Below are 18,760 nucleotides of genomic sequence, written 5' to 3'. Positions count from 1 at the left end.
GTGTTTATTTTTATTCTACCACCTCAAGCCAACCCTTTGACAGTGATGTCTGTGCTTGCTCTTCCCATGTACATTTGCCAAGCCAGGGGATCAGCCTGTCCTTTATTTCAGTGTATCGTACTCGTTTCTGTCCACAGGTTCCTGCCATTCATTGGAGGAATTTTCTCCGGGAACTTCCACGGCAATATGAACAAACCAACTGTCTTTTGCAGCTCCATGCCAGTGTTTTACACCAGCAGGAATGACGACGACATCGCCGGCATGCAGTTCCTGAGCTTCCTTACCGAACTCCTGGTACCAGCCTCGTCCACCGGTTACCAGCAGGATTTGGCCACCGCCCTTGTCCGCATTGTGGGTATGCCAGTTATTAATACAACCAGGTTCAAACGTTACATTGGCGGTTACGACACCTTCCAGAGTCAACATATTCAGATAGCTGGTGCCTGAAAAATACTTACCATAAGGATTCACTTCACCCTTATCAAAAATCACACTGTTTTCCAGATTGTTCTCCATCTGATTACTCCTATCATTTACATATAATTATGGTATTTTCGTTTCTTAAAGATGTCCTTGAAAGACGCCGTGCGCGTTAGAAGCACTCTTTCAAGATTTCAAGGATTTCATCGCTGTTCAGTTTCTTGTAGCCACCATCTAACAGGAAGCTTGACTCTGCTATTTTAGGCAGCATTTCTTCTGTTGCTCCGAGCTCTTTGAGCGAAATCACAATGCCGCACTCCTTGCAGAATACTTCCAGCGCATCAATTCCTGCTTTGGCCAACTCTTCTTGTGACTTGCCTTCGGCAGGGATATTCCATACTACCATGGCAAAACGTGCAAATTTATCAAGTCCATGGGGCATGACGTGGCGGTAATAGGGAATTGAAATTGCAGCCAATCCCATACCATGGGCACAGTCGGTATATGCGCCGAGCTGATGCTCAATCATGTGGACTTCCCAGTCCTGGGTTTTGGAAAGCCCTGTCACGGTATTGAGTGCCAGGGTCGCATTCCACATGATATTGCTGCGAGCTTCGTAATCCTCCGGATCGTTTAAGGCAACACGCACATTATCAATGGAGGAACGAAGCAGTGCCTCGATAAGGTAATCTGTGGTATTGTTATCATTTCCGCAGAAGTACTGCTCCATCAGGTGAGACATGGTATCAAAGACACCGCTCACCATCTGATACGGAGAAACGGTGTAGGTATATTCCGGATTAAGGATAGAAAATTTCGGAAAGATTTCAGGAGGGAACACCCTGCCTCCCTTGATTTTCATCTCTTCATGAGTGATGACAGAACCACCATTCATCTCCGAACCAGTACCGGCCATGGTAAGAATGGATGCCACTGGAACCGTTTTATTGGAGACAGGTTGGAATTCTAACCAGTATTTTTTAAAAGGTTCTTCCTCACAATAGGCTGAAACAGAAATACCTTTTGCGCAGTCTATGACAGAACCTCCACCCACAGCCAGGATAAGGTCAACGCCATGGCTGCGGACCAGCTCACAGCCTTCCAACATCTTATTATAGGTAGGGTTAGGCATTACACCTGAAAGCTCCACAACCTTTTTGTCGGCTTCCTTTAAGATAGCGATAACCTGGTCGTACAACCCATTTTTCTTGATAGCGGCCTTGCCGTACACCAGCAAAACGGTCTTGCCATAGTGAGCCAGCTCGCCGCTCAAGTTACTTAAGGCCTCTTTGCCAAAATGAATGGTGGTTGGGTTATAGTAGGAAAAATCCAGTAACATGGTCAGATCTCCTTATTTAATACATTGTTTTTTGGTTCATGCCCGTTTGACAGGATTTCTTTTTCTCTGAGGTCCGCAAAAACGAGTATGCTGAATCATTCATTGAAATGGTGGCCAACACCTTTTCTCAAAGATACCTCCTCTGGCAAGAATCCGTTAGAATGATACTCCATTACTTTTGCCTGATTCTCCAAATTTCTGTGGCAGAGATAACTGTTTCACTGTATCTATATATCGTCATACTCGCCTACATTCCACGAAACAGCCACGCAGGAAAGTCCCAGAAGATTCCATTACAATACAACGTATTACATCGAGGGTTTGACAGCTTCCAGAAGCAGAAGAATTGTTTAGCGTATCGGTTAGACATAACCGGCATGGCAACGCCAGGTGTCGTTGGATAGATTACAGAGATACCAAGTGTACAGAACAGGGAACACCAGCTGTCTGATCAGGCGACCCACCAAAGGATATTCTTTGTTTTAGGGTCACGGAAAAAATAAATTATCCAATCTTGCTTGTCTCTCAACTCGGTAACGTCGTCGCGTCAATGGCTCAATACGGCCAGCATGGAACCATTGACGCGACGACGTTACCAAACCGATATCTTACGCAATTTTGAGATATTTTTTCTTTTCCGCGACCATTACTGGCCTATCGAGCACATTCAGACGATCAGGCAATAATCTTACAGGATTACTCCAACGGTAAAAATGGTCTCAATTATATTGTCAATGACAAAAGGCCGCCTGTGTACTTTCAAAGCCTTGATCCATTAAAGACAGATAAAACAGCATGAAGCTCTTACTACATTTAAGGTGGTTTTTCCGCCGTTATTGGTATGCATACAGCCTGGCCCTGACCATGCTCATTGCAGTTGCCGCAATCAATATGATCATCCCCTGGACCATAGGACAATCCATAGACCACATCCTGGAAACTGGCGATCTGGTAAAAACCAAACACTACCTCATCGGATTGCTTGCCGGTGCTTTTGCCGTCTACCTTTTACGGTATGGCTGGCGCCGCATGCTTTTTGGCACGTCTTACAGGCTTGGAAACATCCTGCGCCGGCAATTCTATCTCCGCCTCACCCGCCAGGGACAGTTCTTTTACAACACGCACTCAACCGGCGATCTGATGGCTCGGGCAACAAACGACATTGACGCGGTGGAAGTCGCTGCCGGCGAAGGTATTCTCTCCGGGTTTGATGGCTTAATAACATTTATCGCAGTCGTGGTGATGATGTTTTGCTTTATCGATTGGCGTCTTGCTGCGGTCGCTGTTCTTCCTTTCCCATTGATGGGTATAGGTTTTTACCGTCTGTCGACTCAGGTGCATCATCAATTCAGGGATAGCTTGAATAAATTTTCAGCGCTCAATGAGCAAACCCAACAGGCAATCATCGGTATCCGTATGATCAAGGCCATGGGGCGTGAAAAAATTGAAACAAACAAATTCGAAAAAATCGCCGAACAGGCGGCAGGCAGCACATATCTGGTGCAACGTTCTGAGGCAAAATTTCACCCCATTGTACAACTGAGCCTGGGGGCTGCCATGCTCATTGTTTTGCTGGCCGGCGGATGGCGCATCCACGAAAACCAGTTAACCATAGGCCAGTTGACCAGTTTTACCATGTACTTATCCGAATTGATCTGGCCCATGTATGCCTTCGGTTGGTTGTTGAACATCCTGCAACGAGGCAGTGCTGCGATTGAACGGCTTGAAGAATTACTCACCTTGCCTGATTCCATACCTGATTGTGGTAAATCTGCTCCGACCGGGTATGAAATAACGGTCAGCAACTTAACGTTCAGCTACCCGGACAGTTCACTGCCAAGCCTCAAAGATATCAATTTTACCTTGAAAGAGAATCGGGTTTTGGGAATCACCGGTGCAACCGGGGCAGGAAAATCCACCTTGCTGCAACTGCTCATGCGTTATTGGGAAACCCCACCAGATACTATTCGTCTGGCAGACTCTCTTTTGCAGGATATCCCGCTCAAGCATCTGCGAGCCAATTATGCGTATGTGCCCCAAGACGCTTTTCTGTTCAGTGCGACCATACGGGAAAATATCCAGATGGGGTACCCGGAGGCGAACGATGAAGAGATTGTTGAAGCGGCCAGACTCGCTGCCATCCATAAAGAACTAGAGCATTTCCCCGATGGTTATAACACCATGGTCGGAGAAAAAGGGGTTACCCTTTCCGGAGGCCAGCGTCAACGTATCGCTATTGCCAGGGCTCTGATCCGTCAGTCCCCTGTGTTGATTTTAGACGATGCCCTTTCAGCCGTTGATATACAGACAGAAAAGATCATTATTCAGCATTTACGAAAACGTCCAAGGCAAACCCTGATACTTGTCAGTCATCGTTTGTCAGCCATTGAACATGCCGATGAAATACTCGTGCTGTCTCAGGGAAAAATCATCGAAAGGGGCACACATCAGCAGCTGGTCGCTGATGATGGATGGTACTCACGCATGGCGGCCTACCAGCAAATGGAACAAGCGATGGAGGATGCACCCTGATGGAACACAAAACAGATGCAACAGATCATACAGATTCCGGCTCGCTGCGTTTACTGATAAGCTACGTTATTGCCGATAAGTCACAGTTTATAAAGACACTGCTTTTGGTTGTAATAGCGACAGGTTTTGATGTCCTTGGCCCTATGCTGGGAAAAGTATTTATTGATGACTTCATCATTCCTGACCAGTATCCCACAGGGCCTGTAATCGGTACGATTACCCTGTTTATCGCAACGGTAGTACTGAGCACGTATCTCAATTACCAACAAACCTTGAAGTTTGTTGATATGGCGTTGAACGCCGTTCTTGATATCCGTAAAAGTGTCTTTAAACATATTCTGAAGTTACCTGTTGCTTATTTTGACTATGCCCGTACCGGGCAGTTGGTCAGCCGCATTACTAACGATACGGAATCAATTAAGGACATCTATGTTCAATTTCTTTCAAGTGTCATCAGTAACCTGATTCTGCTCATCGGAATTCTGGTGGCAATGGCGATTCTTGATGTTCAGTTAATGCTGGTATCTCTCCTGCTTGTCCCCATTGTTGCGACTCTGATCTATCTGTATCAACGTTTCAGCGTCAAGATAGTTGCCGAAAGCCGCCAGCTGCGTTCAGATATCAACGCTACGGTAAATGAATCTATCAGCGGTATGCCGGTAATTCAGGCTACCAATCAGCAACATTCCAAACTTAACCAGTTCGACAAGATTAACAGCCGCTATTACACAACACGGCTTCAAACAATAATTGTCGGTTCCTTTCTTTTACGTCCGGCAATTAACCTGCTCAGTATCATTGTGCTGGCTGGCGTTGTCTGGTTTTTCGGGCTCAAAGCCGTGCAGGGCGTTGCACAGGTAGGCGTATTGTATGCGTACCTCAATTACCTGGGCCGCTTTACTAAACCGTTGGTTGAAATCACTCAGCGTTTCGGCCTCTATCAGCAGGCTATCGTTGCCGGCAACCGGGTCTACCAGTTACTTCAGGAAACGTCAGCACAAGAGCAGCAGGGAATCCACAAACAGATCGAGCATGGTCGGCTCTGCATTGAAAATATGAGGTTTGGCTATACTGCGGACACACCGGTTTTGGAGGATGTGAATATCACAATTGAAGCCGGCCAGTTTTTTGCCATAGTCGGCCACACAGGTAGCGGCAAAAGCACTTTGCTCAGCCTGCTGCTGAATCTTTATCAACCTCAATCTGGACGAATCACCATCGATGGACATCCCCTGCATGAGTTCGACCATGATACCCTGCGACAAGGGGTGGGGTTGATTCCTCAGGAACCTTTTATTTTAGCCTCTTCAATCTACGATAATATCGACATGGACCGCAATTTGGATGCAGATGCTGTCTATCAGGCAGCCACACAGGCACACCTACATGCAGTCATACTATCAATGCCCGATGGTTACCAGACTCAGTTGGGAGAAGGAGGCCTGCGTCTTTCAACAGGTCAACGCCAGCAGTTAATTATTGCACGGGCTTTAGCAGGTAACCCCAAAATCCTGTTACTCGATGAAGCAACTGCAAACGTTGACAGCGAAACAGAACAAATCGTGCAGCAGGCCCTGAACCAGGTCAAAGACCTGGTTACCATCATTGTTGTTGCCCACCGCTTATCAACCATTCATCATGCAGACCGGATTCTGGTACTTGACCGTGGCCGAATAACGGAACAAGGAAGCCATCAGCAATTAATGAAAATCCCCCATGGCCGTTATCGAGCCATGTATGAGTTACAACAACAGGAAGAGAAAGTCGTGCAAGCAGCCAGCTAGGGAAAACAGGATATTTCTTATCGTAATATGATTGTATAAAAAATCATGAGAGGTCCTGGTTAGTGCCTGTCCATAAATGGTCTTTTCGCCCGATAGCTGTGTTATCTTCAAAATTTTATCCTCGGAATATCAGATATATGCCTGTGGTAAAATTTTAAAGATGCCTTGCTCTCGATCGAAAATCCTTATTTATGGACAGACACTAGTTAGGCAGCTTTGCCAACGCTTTGTTTTAAAAGGCACAAGGTAGAGAGCACGCAACCGAGCCCGGTTACGCCTATGACCAGCCCCATGGGCCAGGGGGTTTGGTCTGCCAAGATACCCACCAGAGCAGACCCCATAATACCGCTTCCGTAATGTATAGCGCCCACCAACGCAGAAACAGCGCCGGCACGTTCAGGGAAATGTGCAAGCGCACCTGTAACGGAATTGGCCACAATCAATCCACTTGTTGAGACAAAGAGAAAAAGTGGTATCACCAGCCCCCAGAGACCGCCCCACCCTGTTCCTGCTGCAACAGTAACCATAATTGCGGTGATAAAAGCACTCAGTGCTCCAAGGTGTAATATTTTGTCATAACCATGCCGCATGACAAGCCTGGTATTCAGCATATTGGCTCCCATAATTCCAGCAACCGCCAGGCCGAACAATAAACCGTAACGTTCCTCTGGAATGTGGTAGTAATCAATATAAGCAAAGGGCGTACCTGCAATATAGGCAAACATTCCCGCATAATAAAAGCCTCCGGTCCCGGCGTAGCCCAGCACCCTTCGATCGCATAGGAGCCTAACATAACCGGAAATGGAGTGAATCAGCGGGGCATTGTTTCTTCGTGACTCCGGTAGCGTCTCAGGAATAGTCCATAAGGCAATACAAGTAAGCACACCGATACTCACCAAAAACCAGAAGATGGCACGCCAACCGGCAATGAGCACTATCTGACCGCCAACCAGTGGCCCGATCAAGGGTGCAATGGCCATCACTGTTATAAGAATGGACAACATACGTGCTGCACGATTGCCGTCATACAGATCACGAATCATAGCACGAGACAAGGCAACACAGGAACAGGCACCGAGTGCCTGTACAATACGCCAGCCGATCAGGACATGCGCATCTCCCGCCATTGCACAGCCGGCTGATCCTATCACAAAGAGAAGCAACCCTGTTGCCGTTGACGGACGGCGACCATATCGGTCACTGATTGGCCCCCATACAAGTTGACCAAAACTGAAGCCGATAAGATAGCCGGAAATAGTCAGTTCAATAGTTCCGTGATCCGCCCCCAGGGAACGGCTCATTGCAGGCATGGCAGGCAGATAGAGATCAGTTGATATTGACGCAAATCCCATGAGTAAACTGAGAACACCAAGCACATACCAGCCTTGGGTGTCAATGGAACCGGATGACACCTTAAATTTTTTTCTATCTTCCAAACGCATGACAATCTTTTAATATCGTAGACATATTCAAATCAGCTATAGGCGAGCCATTAAGCTCTTCCTGGCTGGTCATAACCGTTCTTAGGGTCACGGAAAGATCAGGTGTACTGTGAGCAGTTACAATTAAAAACGGTACGTAACTATCGCACCGACAGTGGTTGCTTCAGTATCGTAGAAATCAATATTACTTTCTCCACGGCTGACACTCACCAGCCCGGTCAAAGACCAGTCCTGGAGATCAAATGGAGCAATATACGTAGCAGCGAGGCTTGCGCCGTAAGCATTGTTGTCTCGAATTTTGTTGAAAATCGGGTGCATTTCGTCATATTCGCTGTAACTATAAAACACACGTGGCATCACAAACATTTTTCCAAACCGAAGCCTGCTTTCGAGTTGAAATTTGTATTTGATAAAAGAGTTTGCATCCCCGTCATAGTCCCCTTTTCTGATACTCATCGTGGGCCGTATTTCCACGTTGGGGTTCACGTTGAACGAATAATTCATCTTCAATGAATAAATGGCCCCATCTCTTGATAATTGGGAAATCCTTTCACCAATCAGATCATCATCCACATCTGTCGCCATGTACACAAGCTGGACTCTCAACCCGCTTCCCATGATCCGGTTTAAGCCAAGTGTAACCCCATAAATATTAAGATCCGTTTCTTCCCTGGCTTCTCCAACAAGAAAAGGGTCTTCCCAGACTTCTGCAAATGGTGTGACGAAAACACTGGTGTCAATGATCCCCAGGTTGCCGACCTCATAGCTGGATCCCAAATTCAAGGCAAGACTTCCAACCTCATCAATAGGCGGATCTATTTTAAAATACACCTTTGCACCATCAGTTTTTCCAATGTCCCAGGTAACCTCAGGCAGAATAACCGGTACAAAGGTTGTTTGTCTGCTCGGTGCGGAATCAAGAGAATCAAGCCACTTGTTTGAGCTTTCGGGGTTAAGGTTATTTGCGCTGTCAATGATCATGAATCCGCCCCCCAGGGAACCGGATATATCATTATCTTCCTGGGCAACAACCTGTTGGGAAATGAGGGTGACTGATGAGACTGCAATCATGCATGCTAATAATTTTTTCATGTATCATCCTGTGGCTTTTGATAAGTATAAAAATATAACGATGGTGAAATATAAGACAGTAACCACAATGCTGCTAACGTAATCCAACGAATTTCTTGCATGATACGCCAAACCTTATTGCTATGGCTTACGCTTACAAATCACGCTTCATCATCAAAAAAGTTGCAGCCCACTACTCTCAATAAGGCTGTCGTCAGAATGTCCAGACGCAGATTCAGAGAGTAACATCAGTGACGACCAGAAAATTAAATACCAAAAGCTTACAACCGCATTGTAACGATTCTCCATATTCCTTGCCTAATCCTCCACGGGTAACGCATTGCCTTGTAAAAGCCTGTTCCTTAGTTACTATTCAAAAAATAACATCTGAATCCGTGACTGTTTTTGCTAATAAATGTATCAACCTGTAATTACATAAAAATTATACAATTCATGATTTCGAGCAATGGCCATGCGGAACGAAGGATGCTCACGGATTCAGGTAGAAGGAAGAGGTGAAGAATGAAGACCTATAACCAAACATTAGAGCAAGACCTTCACAGTCTTGACACCCTCCAGCTTTCACTCATTGAAAAAATGCACCGTTTAACACGGGATAATCGAGGCAACCCGACCACGGCATACCCTTCGCTGTTTCTCTTCAGGCAGGAAGAACCCCTGGAAAGAACCGGCTATATGCAGGAACCAAGCCTTTGCCTGGTAGCCCAGGGTCGCAAACGTGTTGTACTTGGTGAAGATGAATATATCTATGATGAGCATCATTATCTTTTGACATCCATAGATCTCCCCCTGTTAGCGGAAATATTTGATGCCAGCCCACAGCGACCATACCTGGGAATCACATTAAAATTAGAGAGAAAAATAATTGCTCAGATGATGTTGGAAAATGAGATCCCGACAACATCAACAGAATCGGCTGTTACAGATCGAGGGATGCTTGTTAGCCAGCTTTCAGTCCCGATACTTCGAGCTATACTACGCTTATTGGAATTGCTTGATCATCCTGAGGATATCCCAGTTCTTGCACCTCTCATACAAAGAGAAATACTATATCGTCTTCTTACAAGTGAACAGGGACAGCGTCTTCGGCAGATTTCAATGATTGGCAGTCATAGCCAACTGATTGCACGGGCGATTGGGTGGCTGAAAGAAAATTACGATAAGACCATCAAAATTGATGACCTGGCCGCTTACACCGGCATGAGTTCTTCAAGTCTTCATCAACACTTCCGTGCGATGACCGCTATGAGTCCGTTACAATTTCAGAAAAGACTGCGACTCAATGAAGCAAGAAAAATAATGTTTATGGAACAAATGGACGCGACAACTGCGGCATTTCAAGTTGGCTATGCCAGCCCTTCACAATTCAGCCGTGAATATAGCCGCCTGTTCGGATCGCCTCCATCACAGGATATTAAATCGCTACTTGAAAAAGATAGTCTCAAATATCTCACTAAGGCTTAAGGGGCGAAATACTACCTTGTCGGTCTATCAAACAAAAAGAACAGACAAAAAACAAAAAGTTGGTACTTATGACGGCTATGGGATCATTGGGTCCTAAAGAGCGCATCCCCTTTATCCTCAAGGGGTGCGCTCTTTGTAACCACTCTTACAGCTATCAGGAAACTCAGAGCAGAAAGCCTTTGAGAACCTCAGTAAGTAGCGTAGTCGGCCGGCCAATAAGTTGGCTGAGCTGTTTGCTGTCGTCAAAAAGTCCGCCCTGTGCAGCTCCGTTGTCGGACTCCGAGAGCATTGCCGCAATGGGCTCAGGCAGACCACCATTTTTCAGCAGGTCAAAATACTCGCTTTGGGTCAGATTCTTATATTCCACAGCTTTACCGGACTGTTTTGCAATCTCATCTGCAAAATCCTTCAGGGTGTAGCTCTCGTCTCCAGCCAGTTCGTACACTCGCCCGGCCTGATCGGCACTGAGCAGTACCACAGCGGCCGCAGCGGCATAGTCCGCTCTTGCTGCAGAAGCAATTTTTCCTTCGCCGGCACAACCGAAAACAGCCCCATGCTCGAATGCTGAAGGTGCAGCCCCTGCATAATTTTCCGTATACCAGCCATTACGCAGGATCACTGCAGGTAGGCCGGACTCTTTGATGGCTTTCTCTGTGTCAAGATGCTCAAAGCGAAGCGGCAACGGTGAAGTGTCCGCATGCAGCAGGCTGGTGTAGGCGAGGAGCTCGACACCAGCCTGCTTTGCTGCATTGATTACATTGACGTGCTGGGCGCTTCGTTGTCCCACCTCACTGGAGGAGATCAGCAATAATTTTTTTACACCCTGCAGCGCCGGTAGCAATGTATCCGGCTGGGCATAATCCGCCGCTCTGACCACCACGCCCTTCTGCTGCAGATCGGCAACTTTCTCCGGGGTTCGGACCAGGGCAACAAGTTGAGACGGTTCGGTTTTAGCAAGCAATTGTTCAATTACCAGACGGCCAAGTTGGCCTGACGCTCCTGTTACAGCAATCATATTTTTCTCCTGTGTATATTTTATTTAAGATTGTACTGCTCTCTAGTGGTATAGTATAGGCTCAACGCTTTACTAAAGTAAGTACACACCAAAAGGTAAGTATGAAAAAATCTAAAAAGAACTCAGCAAACAATAGTTCGTTGACGGAAAAGTTTCGCAAGGGCAACCTGTTCGCTGCTCCCTGTCCCTCTCGTCACGTCCTCAAACATGTATGCAGCCAATGGGGATTACTGGCGTTGATGGCGCTTCGCAATGAACCGGTGATGCGTTTCAGTGAACTGCGCAGAAAACTTGGTGGTGTCAGTGAGAAAATGCTCGCCCAGAGTTTGCAGGCCCTGGTCACAGACGGCTTTGTGAATCGGACTGCGTATCCCGTCGTGCCTCCGCATGTTGAATACAGCCTTACCGAAATGGGAAAAGAGGTGGTGGAACACGTTGCGAAACTGGCTGACTGGATTGAATGCAATATGCCACGGGTCATGGAAGCACAGCAAACCGGGGGAGAGCGGACCCTGTAAGAGGAGCCACTCTCCACACCATTGACGCAAATGCTGATCTATCTTTGCCCTTCCACGAGTTATGCTATGGTAATAAGGAAATCTTGAGGACTTCAGGCGATGGAGCCTGAATTTCAGGTCTGCATTTTATAAGGTTGCAAGCTTCTTCCCGACAACATACCCCTGAGTGTAGTTATGGCCCAGGTTCAGTCCTGCAACAGTCATCGGATATTCTACGCCGCCAAAAAAGTTTCCGGCACAGTTCCCGGCCGCATAGAGTCCTTCAATGGGATTGCCATTGGTATCCAGACACTGAAGCTCCTCATTGACCTCGACACCGGAACAGGACATAGACATACCCAGATGGCGATGAATGCCATAAAAAGGTGGGGTGTCGATTGTCTGCAGGAACTTCGATGGCATACCAAATTCAGTATCTCATGTAGCGGTTGGTAGTATGGTCGACAGCTGCCAGGAATGTGACCAATGCCATAACCATGAAGAACAGTTTTGCCGCAATGGGATGACGCCAACCTATGGGCTCCAGACTGGATTTCCGGTGAAATCACCCAGGGTGGTTATTCCAAGCATATTGTAGTTCGAGAAGAATTTGTCCTAAGGGTTCCCGGTGCTTTGGATCTTGAAAGAACCGCCCCTACCCTGTGTGCCGGTATCACCGCCTACTCTCCCTTGTGCAAATGGCATGTTAAAGAAGGCAGCCGAGTGGGAGTGATAGTTCTTGGTGGTCTCGGTCATATGGCTGTAAAACTGGCTGTAGCTATGGGTGCAGATGTAACTGTAATCAGTCGTTCGAAGAATAAAGAGCAAGATGCAAAAGAAATCGGTGCCAATGGCATTCTTGCCTCAACTGATGTGGATGCTATGGAAAAGGCTTGCTCCTCATTTGATCTGATTCTTTATACAGTGCCTGTTAAGCATGACGTAGATATCTATACACCGTTACTTGATATTGATCGCAGAATATAGTTTTATTCTTTCATAACTCTCGTCTCCGAGTTTCTGCCGGCAACTGATCACAGGCGAATGCCAACAAGGCTTATCATCCCGTGATCAGTTATTTTTCAAGGCAATGAGACAAGAATATTCACTCTGCTGTGGTCGGGTCGATCATTGACGAGACCTTTGATATCTTGTTCGCCGGAAAGCCACCCTGTCGTGCGTGCTCTAGCAGTGTGTCTTCGTTTGGAGCGATGTACACGCAATAAATCTTATCGTCGGTGACATAGCTTTGCACCCACTGAATCTGTGGCCCCATTTCTTGTAGAATACCACACGACTTTTGCGCAATAGCCTTCAACTCCTGAGACGATAATTCTCCTGCCCCAGGGATCTCTCTCTCGATTACAAATTTTGGCATAGCTGTTACGTTCCTTTAATTGATTACCTCTTCGACTTCCTTAATACCCCTTCAAATGATTACAGAGTAAAATTCGCATTTCACCTCTATCATCTGAAGGACAATTGCTTAATTTCTTGAAAATCATAGAAAAATAGCAATGTTTCAACAGACTTCCACTTGAACATAGATAAGAGTACGCGTCCACCAGTTTTTAGCTGAAAGAGCAAAGTGCCTAGACCTGAAAAACTAATCTTCAGGAGTTTTATTAAACATAAACGTAACTACTTATAGGGCAGACGGATAAACTTAAAACTCCCCTGTATTTACAACTGGTTACAGGGTGCCTGAAATTTTCGTAATCTGGCTGGCGCAGCATATTGGATTATACGTAAGCCTGGCTGATCGCGGAAAGATCAGGTGCACTTAAGCAGTTATCTATAAAGAAATTTAGGATGAAGAGTGTGTCACAGGCGTCATAACATCTTCATGGTGCGGACTACGGGCAAAAAGAAGCGTTATAAGACATCCGACTCCGGCCAGGAATGCATAGCATACAGCCAGTTGAAACAAGTTCATAAAATGGGAAAGCTGCCCTGATATAAAACTTGGAATTGCTGCTCCTGTGTATGAAGTAGCATATATTAACGATAAAACGCCTGCACGTTCTTGAGGTGCAATGTCTGCGAGCAGTGAACGTATGCTACCGGTAAGTGTCACTCCTTGGGCGATTCCAGCAAGGGCACTTGTTGTCAGAAAAAGAAAGATAGCTGACATTTTCAACGAGAGAAGAATCGCCCCCAGAGCCAGGGTAAAAGAGATCATTCCGATACGCTGGGCGTTGACAGGTGTAAGAAACTTGTTCAGGGGGCCTCCCACAGCACTGGGAAGCATGAACGAAGAAAACACGAGAGCTGCCGTGAGCGCATTTTGAGAGCCGAGTTGGTCAGCGGCAATGGAAGGACCAAAGGCCTGATAAAAACCTCCAAGGGCCCAGGTAGCGACAAACGTACAGGCCGCTACAGGATATAAGCGACGGTCAGCATGGGGCATTGAAAATCTGGGCCGAAGCGATGCAAGTATCCCGGGAGTCCGTTTTACAGTCTCTGGACTGAACATCACCAGAACAGTACAAATAGCCAGTACAACCAAAATCACCAAGTAACACAATATCTCCGGATAGGGCCCATATTCAGCAAGGCTTCCCGATGCCAGAGCGCCCAATGTCAAACCTATCATCCCACCACAACTGACAATGGCTGCCGCCAGCCAATGCAGAGCTGGTGGAGCGTTATCAACAATATACGAAGTCACAGTGCTGGAGGCCAACCCGCAGGAAAGACCGAGCAGGAGACGTCCTATAATTAATGGGGTTGCACTGTCTACATCAAGAAAGATGACACATGCGACAGCAGCCAGAGCAAATGACAGCAAGGTAACAGGTTTGCGGCCAAGATGGTTTGAAATACGCCCGAAAAACAGCAAAGCGGTTACAGCACCAACAAAATAGACAACAGCTGTCAGGGAAAGATCACTATAGCTCAGCCCATCACTGCGGCGATAGATATCATAGAGGGGAATAGGCGTCGCCGATGCTGCAAAGATCGCCATAAAAGAAACCGACGACGCTATAAAACCAAAATATTTCATTATATATTTAATACTTCGTAGTATTTCAATGCAGAGATTGCATTACAGATCATGCCCGCGCAGATTTCTCAATCTTATCGAGAAGTTCATGCAGGGCTACAGCATCCTGGAATGATGGGGCTGTCTGCGTTCCGTTACAAAGATCATTATACAAGCGTTCATAGACCCTGCCCACATTTCTGGCCCCGGCAAATTCCGGCCAACCTTCGTATGCAGAATCTTCCGGCATCAGCGATACTAATTCTGTCTCCTCGCCGCGGGCGCCACGTACTGTCAGCTGAATCATCTGGGCATGACCTAAGTCACCTGTTACCTGGATGTCACCTTCTGTACCATTGATTTCCCACATTAGATTGGTGCCCCGGGAGACTCCTCCGCGATAATGAATCGACAGTGCTGCTCCACTGGCCAGAGTCCCGTGAACCATAATCTGATCAGGTACTGTTTTATTTCTTACGTCACCAGTATCAGTGATTTTTACAGTGTTATAGTGGGTTACAAAACGAGCTGACAAGGCATCAACCTCTCCCAGCACATCACGCATGGCCGCCAGGGTATGAGCAAGGGGGATAGACTGCATTGTCGCTCCGTTTTTTTCATCAAACAAATAATAGAGTTCCTCTACGGTATCTGCTGCCCAATTCCCTCCAGACCCTATCAGGGTGGTGGAAAGAACCTCCCCGACAAATCCTTCTTCGATGAGTTTTTTCAGGTGTTCGATTTCCAACGCAGGTCGTGCCTGAGTACCGACAACAGCAACCACTCCTTTTTTCCTGGCAAGTTCTTCAAGCTGGCGAGCCTCTTCCAGGCCATTACCCAGTGGCCACTCGCAATAGACATGCTTTCCGGCTTTTAGAGCCGCTGTTACCAGCTCTAGGTGATGGGGAACTTTTACGGTTACAACAACCAGATCTACCTCTGGAGAGTTGACGAGTTGGTCAACATTTTCAAAGGCATGTGGCAAATTCAAGGCTTCAGCAGTTCGACGAGAACTCTCTGGCGTACTGTTTGCCGCACCAACAATGGTGAATTTATCCCCCAGGACCTTCAAAGCAGGAAGATGAGCGGTTGCAGCCCAGTGGCTGTCTGGATTGAGGCCAATAAATCCAACACGAATGGGAGTGTTCATGATGTGCATTCCTTTTGTTAGATGAAAAACAGAGTTATTCCCTTATTACCAAAGAAATGTAATCATGGTGTCATCAGCATGTTTGGCTGATCCTCCATAATCATTGCCTATTACTCCGGAACAGCTCTAACTACAGCGTGGCACCACACTTCCTCTATTAAATCAGCTTCTTGGGACAACTAATCAGAGGCATGTGTCTGGAAAATGGAAATTTTGAAAAATATATGGTAGACGAATCAACGACCGAAGAACTGCATGAGCGCGTCGGGGTAACGTGCAACTTTAATTTCTATTATTGATCAACTCGCTAACAACTCCCGCAAATTTTGATGGTGCGTGTAACGCACCCTACGGTCCAAGTCCATGCGAAAAATATTGCCAGTTTGTTTTTTTGGGGGTTGTGGCTCAGGAATCAGTTACGAAAAAGGTTTGACACAACTATTGTCCACATACCTCCTGATAATCTTTTGTAGCCTGCTCCTGTATTCTTGTGAACTCTCCTTCTTGCTGCATTCGCGTTAATATGACTTCCAACTTCGCTGCAAGGCCCCTATGACGTTTATGAAGATAATGATAAAGGACAAGCTGATCAATCGGGGGCTCTAAGATCCGAACGCCTGACACGTCGAGATTCTTCAGCCGGCATTGTGCACTTCTGCTCTCCACGACTACATCATTACGACCGGTATCGAGCTTAAGAAAAGCCTGTTCGACACTATTGACTTCCTCCACATGCATACCCTTTGTTCGTAATTCTGCGAGTTTAAACCCTCTCACAAAGCCAATTGAGTATGGTGCCAGACTCTGCCACCCCTTAACCGCAAATTCTGTCTCTTTAGTATAGACCACAATATCTACATAGCCCATTGGGACGGAAATCATAACAAGATTAGGATAGGTCTGCTCAAGTCCGGCAAGACGAAGAAAGGCTCCATCCGTACCGCCGCTGTTGGCCGTGACCATGGCACGTACGTTGGGTAGTTCTCGAAATTCAAAGTCGATGCCCAGTTCCGCATAAGCTTTCTTCAGAATACGCTCCCCTGCTAGAGTCGTTGCTCCGGAAAGCTTTTCCGCACGTGAAAGCACCAAGTGATCCTGCGCTGCAAGTGGATGCATAGTGAACAACACGAAAAGCACAACACACCAAAGCGTATACCGTGTTTTCATAGCGTGTCCCCTTTCTTTTTTCTCACAATCATCAATGCGGTTGTCTGGTAGCAAACTGCAGCATCTACCTCAACGTCCGGAAAGTTTCACGAGTGCGTCGGGGTAACGTGCTCCTTCAATCTCATACTTTGCTGATTCGATCTCAGCCAGGAAAGTGTTATGTGGGCGGGTGTGACACCATCATGCCCTTCCGCAATTCTACATGTTTGCGATTGTTTCACGTGCTTCATTTAAATCTTAGTTTCGCACCATTACCCTCTCTCTTTCAATGGCAAAGAGATGGTGAATTTTGCTCCGTTGCCAGGACTGGATTCTACAGATATTTTTCCCCCATGGTTTTCGGTAATGATAAAATAGGAAACACTCAGTCCAAGACCTGTGCCAGTACCCACGGGTTTAGTAGTGAAAAACGGTTCAAAAACTCGTTTCCTGGTAGCTTCATCCATGCCCGGTCCGTTGTCTTCAATCTCCATTACCGCCATTTCAGAATCGTGTTCCATCCGTGCTTTCAAAACAAACCTGGGCGATTCTGTTCCTGCTCCCTGCATGGCCTGGGCGCCGTTACGCAAAATATTCAGCAACACCTGCTGGATATTAATACTCTGGCAAGGCGCTGAAATGGAAGGGACAGCATACTCTTTAACAATAGCGATCTTTTTGAAATCATACTCTTTTTTAAGATCATAATCGGTAGCAGCCAGTTCCAAGGTTTTATCGATGAGTTCGGCAAGATCGCAGGAAGAAACTGTTGCTTCGTTTTTCCTTGAGAAACTGAGCATATTTCTTACGATACCTGCTGCCCGCCTGCCAGATTCATTGATATTGCCAAGCAGCCGAGGTATTCCCCTGGCCTTCATAAAGCTTTCAATTGCGTCCAACGTCGTCCCCGCCTCTTTGGCCGCCCTTTCGTTGGCAGGCATATGAATATTGGTTCCCAGCCTATTGGATATAACTTCAGCAGACTGCATCATACCAGCCAGAGGATTGTTAATTTCATGGGCCATGCCAGCCGCCAGACCGCCTACAGATAACATCTTTTCGCTCTGGATCATCATTTCTTCCATACGCATATGTTGGGTCACATCATCAATACGGATTACGGCCCCCTCAACCCCATTGGCAACCAGAGGAAAAATAGTGATATCTTCATAGCGGTCTTCGTGATCCACCTTGCGGGAGACTTTAGGTGAGCTGATTATTCGGCATTCCTTGATGGCCGTCTGAATCCGATCTGTTTCATTGGCCAAAAGAGGAAATACTTCTGCCAGCGGTTGAGAACGAACGTCTTCTAAGCTCAATCCGGTGAGTTCTGAGGCCCGGCTGTTCCATTGAGTAACTTTACCATCGAGGTCCACCGCTACAAGTATCGACGGCATGGAATTGATGATATTTGAGAGATAATTACGCAACTGGCGCATTTCTTCTTCATTCTGCTTACGTTTGGTAATATCCTGTATTGAGCCCTGCACTTGAACCACACAACCATTTATTACGACAGGATGGCCGATGATTCGAACCCATTTGTGACATCCCTTTATATGAAACTACCTTCTGCCCCGGACTCGAGGTAGGTTAACATCGTCTTGATTACAGGTCACAATTCTGGTTTCCTTGGTCCTTATTACTCTGATTGTCGTGGCTGGACGCTGGGGGTACTTTCAGTTTTATATCCGTAGTCTCTTTCGAGCTGACAATTCGTTGTGCCGGTGTCCAGCCGGTCATGTTAGATCCCGCGCTCTATCGCTTCAGTTCAGTTTTCGACCTCATCGTGACAATCAGAAAAGATAATGACTCTATTCTTTGCAATGAGCTACTCTACTACCGGCACCAATTGAAAACCCATGGTTTTTGCTTGTTGCTTCAGCCGATTGA

Annotated in this window: 15 protein-coding genes and 1 pseudogene; 5 read left to right on the top strand and 11 right to left on the bottom strand. The window is 46.6% G+C overall.

Going from position 1 to position 18,760, the window contains the following annotated elements; genetic code table 11:
- Window positions 1-102 precede the first annotated feature (102 nt).
- Together G493_RS0105650 and G493_RS0105645 are read right to left on the bottom strand one after the other, a co-directional pair.
- On the bottom strand, window positions 103-516 hold the full coding sequence (locus tag G493_RS0105650; RefSeq protein ID WP_028579592.1) for a cupin domain-containing protein: 414 nt from the start codon (window positions 514-516) through the stop codon (window positions 103-105).
- A gap of 76 nt (window positions 517-592) precedes the next feature.
- Window positions 593-1,759, bottom strand: a complete 1,167-nt coding sequence (locus G493_RS0105645; protein WP_028579591.1) for an iron-containing alcohol dehydrogenase — start codon at window positions 1,757-1,759, stop codon at window positions 593-595.
- A 795-nt stretch (window positions 1,760-2,554) separates the two neighbouring features.
- Here G493_RS0105645 and G493_RS0105640 point away from each other — a divergent pair.
- Together G493_RS0105640 and G493_RS0105635 are read left to right on the top strand one after the other, a co-directional pair.
- Window positions 2,555-4,291, top strand: coding sequence for an ABC transporter ATP-binding protein (locus G493_RS0105640; RefSeq protein WP_028579590.1), 1,737 nt, complete (start codon window positions 2,555-2,557; stop codon window positions 4,289-4,291).
- Window positions 4,291-6,075, top strand: a complete 1,785-nt coding sequence (locus tag G493_RS0105635) for an ABC transporter ATP-binding protein (protein ID WP_035273780.1) — start codon at window positions 4,291-4,293, stop codon at window positions 6,073-6,075. The genes G493_RS0105640 and G493_RS0105635 overlap by 1 nt, the downstream gene beginning before the upstream one ends.
- A gap of 206 nt (window positions 6,076-6,281) precedes the next feature.
- Here the strand turns inward: G493_RS0105635 and G493_RS0105630 are convergent, their stop codons facing one another.
- Together G493_RS0105630 and G493_RS0105625 are read right to left on the bottom strand one after the other, a co-directional pair.
- Window positions 6,282-7,517: a Bcr/CflA family multidrug efflux MFS transporter gene (locus tag G493_RS0105630; protein ID WP_051309043.1), complete on the bottom strand. Its 1,236-nt coding sequence runs from the start codon at window positions 7,515-7,517 to the stop codon at window positions 6,282-6,284.
- A gap of 123 nt (window positions 7,518-7,640) precedes the next feature.
- A complete protein-coding gene (locus tag G493_RS0105625; protein ID WP_035273778.1) occupies window positions 7,641-8,609 on the bottom strand; it encodes a DUF2860 family protein in 969 nt (322 codons plus the stop codon).
- 501 nt (window positions 8,610-9,110) lie between these two features.
- Here G493_RS0105625 and G493_RS27985 point away from each other — a divergent pair.
- Window positions 9,111-10,073, top strand: a complete 963-nt coding sequence (locus G493_RS27985; protein WP_035273776.1) for an AraC family transcriptional regulator — start codon at window positions 9,111-9,113, stop codon at window positions 10,071-10,073.
- 163 nt (window positions 10,074-10,236) lie between these two features.
- Here the strand turns inward: G493_RS27985 and G493_RS0105610 are convergent, their stop codons facing one another.
- Entirely contained in the window at window positions 10,237-11,088 is an 852-nt protein-coding gene (locus tag G493_RS0105610; protein WP_028579586.1) for an SDR family oxidoreductase, read from the bottom strand.
- A gap of 101 nt (window positions 11,089-11,189) precedes the next feature.
- Between G493_RS0105610 and G493_RS0105605 the strand changes: the two genes are divergently transcribed.
- Window positions 11,190-11,606, top strand: a complete 417-nt coding sequence (locus G493_RS0105605) for a winged helix-turn-helix transcriptional regulator (RefSeq protein WP_035273774.1) — start codon at window positions 11,190-11,192, stop codon at window positions 11,604-11,606.
- Window positions 11,607-11,732: 126 nt separating this feature from the next.
- On the opposite strand, the gene G493_RS0105600 is transcribed toward G493_RS0105605, so the two are convergent.
- Window positions 11,733-12,008 (bottom strand): FAD-binding protein, encoded by a 276-nt coding sequence (locus tag G493_RS0105600; protein WP_084813441.1) that lies wholly within the window; start codon window positions 12,006-12,008, stop codon window positions 11,733-11,735.
- A gap of 19 nt (window positions 12,009-12,027) precedes the next feature.
- Between G493_RS0105600 and G493_RS27980 the strand changes: the two are divergent.
- A pseudogene (locus tag G493_RS27980) lies at window positions 12,028-12,560 on the top strand (zinc-binding dehydrogenase); the annotation flags it as partial.
- Between the two features lie 130 nt (window positions 12,561-12,690).
- On the opposite strand, the gene G493_RS34795 reads toward G493_RS27980, so the two are convergent.
- The 5 genes from G493_RS34795 to G493_RS27965 form a co-directional block, all read right to left on the bottom strand.
- Window positions 12,691-12,963 (bottom strand): DUF4242 domain-containing protein, encoded by a 273-nt coding sequence (locus G493_RS34795; protein ID WP_028579583.1) that lies wholly within the window; start codon window positions 12,961-12,963, stop codon window positions 12,691-12,693.
- Window positions 12,964-13,392: 429 nt separating this feature from the next.
- The gene (locus G493_RS27975) at window positions 13,393-14,553 is read right to left on the bottom strand and encodes an MFS transporter (protein WP_051309042.1); all 1,161 of its coding nucleotides are present in this window, start codon (window positions 14,551-14,553) and stop codon (window positions 13,393-13,395) included.
- Window positions 14,554-14,641: 88 nt separating this feature from the next.
- Entirely contained in the window at window positions 14,642-15,721 is a 1,080-nt protein-coding gene (locus tag G493_RS0105580) for a Gfo/Idh/MocA family protein (RefSeq protein ID WP_035273770.1), read from the bottom strand.
- A gap of 438 nt (window positions 15,722-16,159) precedes the next feature.
- Complete coding sequence (locus tag G493_RS27970; protein ID WP_051309041.1) at window positions 16,160-16,888, bottom strand: substrate-binding periplasmic protein; 729 nt, start codon at window positions 16,886-16,888, stop codon at window positions 16,160-16,162.
- A 251-nt stretch (window positions 16,889-17,139) separates the two neighbouring features.
- Window positions 17,140-18,357: a two-component system sensor histidine kinase NtrB gene (locus tag G493_RS27965; protein WP_051309040.1), complete on the bottom strand. Its 1,218-nt coding sequence runs from the start codon at window positions 18,355-18,357 to the stop codon at window positions 17,140-17,142.
- Between the last annotated feature and the right edge of the window lie 403 nt (window positions 18,358-18,760).

It is taken from the genome of Desulfogranum japonicum DSM 18378, from assembly GCF_000429945.1.
Taxonomy (GTDB): Bacteria; Desulfobacterota; Desulfobulbia; order Desulfobulbales; family Desulfobulbaceae; genus Desulfogranum; species Desulfogranum japonicum.
The sequence above is the reverse complement of the archived record's forward strand: the minus strand, read 5'-3'. Positions and strand labels throughout refer to the sequence as shown.

Excerpts from the sequence above, each read along its gene's own strand:
- G493_RS0105650 (WP_028579592.1), bottom strand. The coding sequence starts at position 516 with ATGGAGAACAATCTGGAAAACAGTGTGATTTTTGATAAGGGTGAAGTG.
- G493_RS0105645 (WP_028579591.1), bottom strand. The coding sequence starts at position 1,759 with ATGTTACTGGATTTTTCCTACTATAACCCAACCACCATTCATTTTGGC.
- G493_RS0105640 (WP_028579590.1), top strand. The coding sequence starts at position 2,555 with ATGAAGCTCTTACTACATTTAAGGTGGTTTTTCCGCCGTTATTGGTAT.
- G493_RS0105635 (WP_035273780.1), top strand. The coding sequence starts at position 4,291 with ATGGAACACAAAACAGATGCAACAGATCATACAGATTCCGGCTCGCTG.
- G493_RS0105630 (WP_051309043.1), bottom strand. The coding sequence starts at position 7,517 with ATGCGTTTGGAAGATAGAAAAAAATTTAAGGTGTCATCCGGTTCCATT.
- G493_RS0105625 (WP_035273778.1), bottom strand. The coding sequence starts at position 8,609 with ATGAAAAAATTATTAGCATGCATGATTGCAGTCTCATCAGTCACCCTC.
- G493_RS27985 (WP_035273776.1), top strand. The coding sequence starts at position 9,111 with ATGAAGACCTATAACCAAACATTAGAGCAAGACCTTCACAGTCTTGAC.
- G493_RS0105610 (WP_028579586.1), bottom strand. The coding sequence starts at position 11,088 with ATGATTGCTGTAACAGGAGCGTCAGGCCAACTTGGCCGTCTGGTAATT.
- G493_RS0105605 (WP_035273774.1), top strand. The coding sequence starts at position 11,190 with ATGAAAAAATCTAAAAAGAACTCAGCAAACAATAGTTCGTTGACGGAA.
- G493_RS0105600 (WP_084813441.1), bottom strand. The coding sequence starts at position 12,008 with ATGCCATCGAAGTTCCTGCAGACAATCGACACCCCACCTTTTTATGGC.
- G493_RS34795 (WP_028579583.1), bottom strand. The coding sequence starts at position 12,963 with ATGCCAAAATTTGTAATCGAGAGAGAGATCCCTGGGGCAGGAGAATTA.
- G493_RS27975 (WP_051309042.1), bottom strand. The coding sequence starts at position 14,553 with ATGGCGATCTTTGCAGCATCGGCGACGCCTATTCCCCTCTATGATATC.
- G493_RS0105580 (WP_035273770.1), bottom strand. The coding sequence starts at position 15,721 with ATGAACACTCCCATTCGTGTTGGATTTATTGGCCTCAATCCAGACAGC.
- G493_RS27970 (WP_051309041.1), bottom strand. The coding sequence starts at position 16,888 with ATGAAAACACGGTATACGCTTTGGTGTGTTGTGCTTTTCGTGTTGTTC.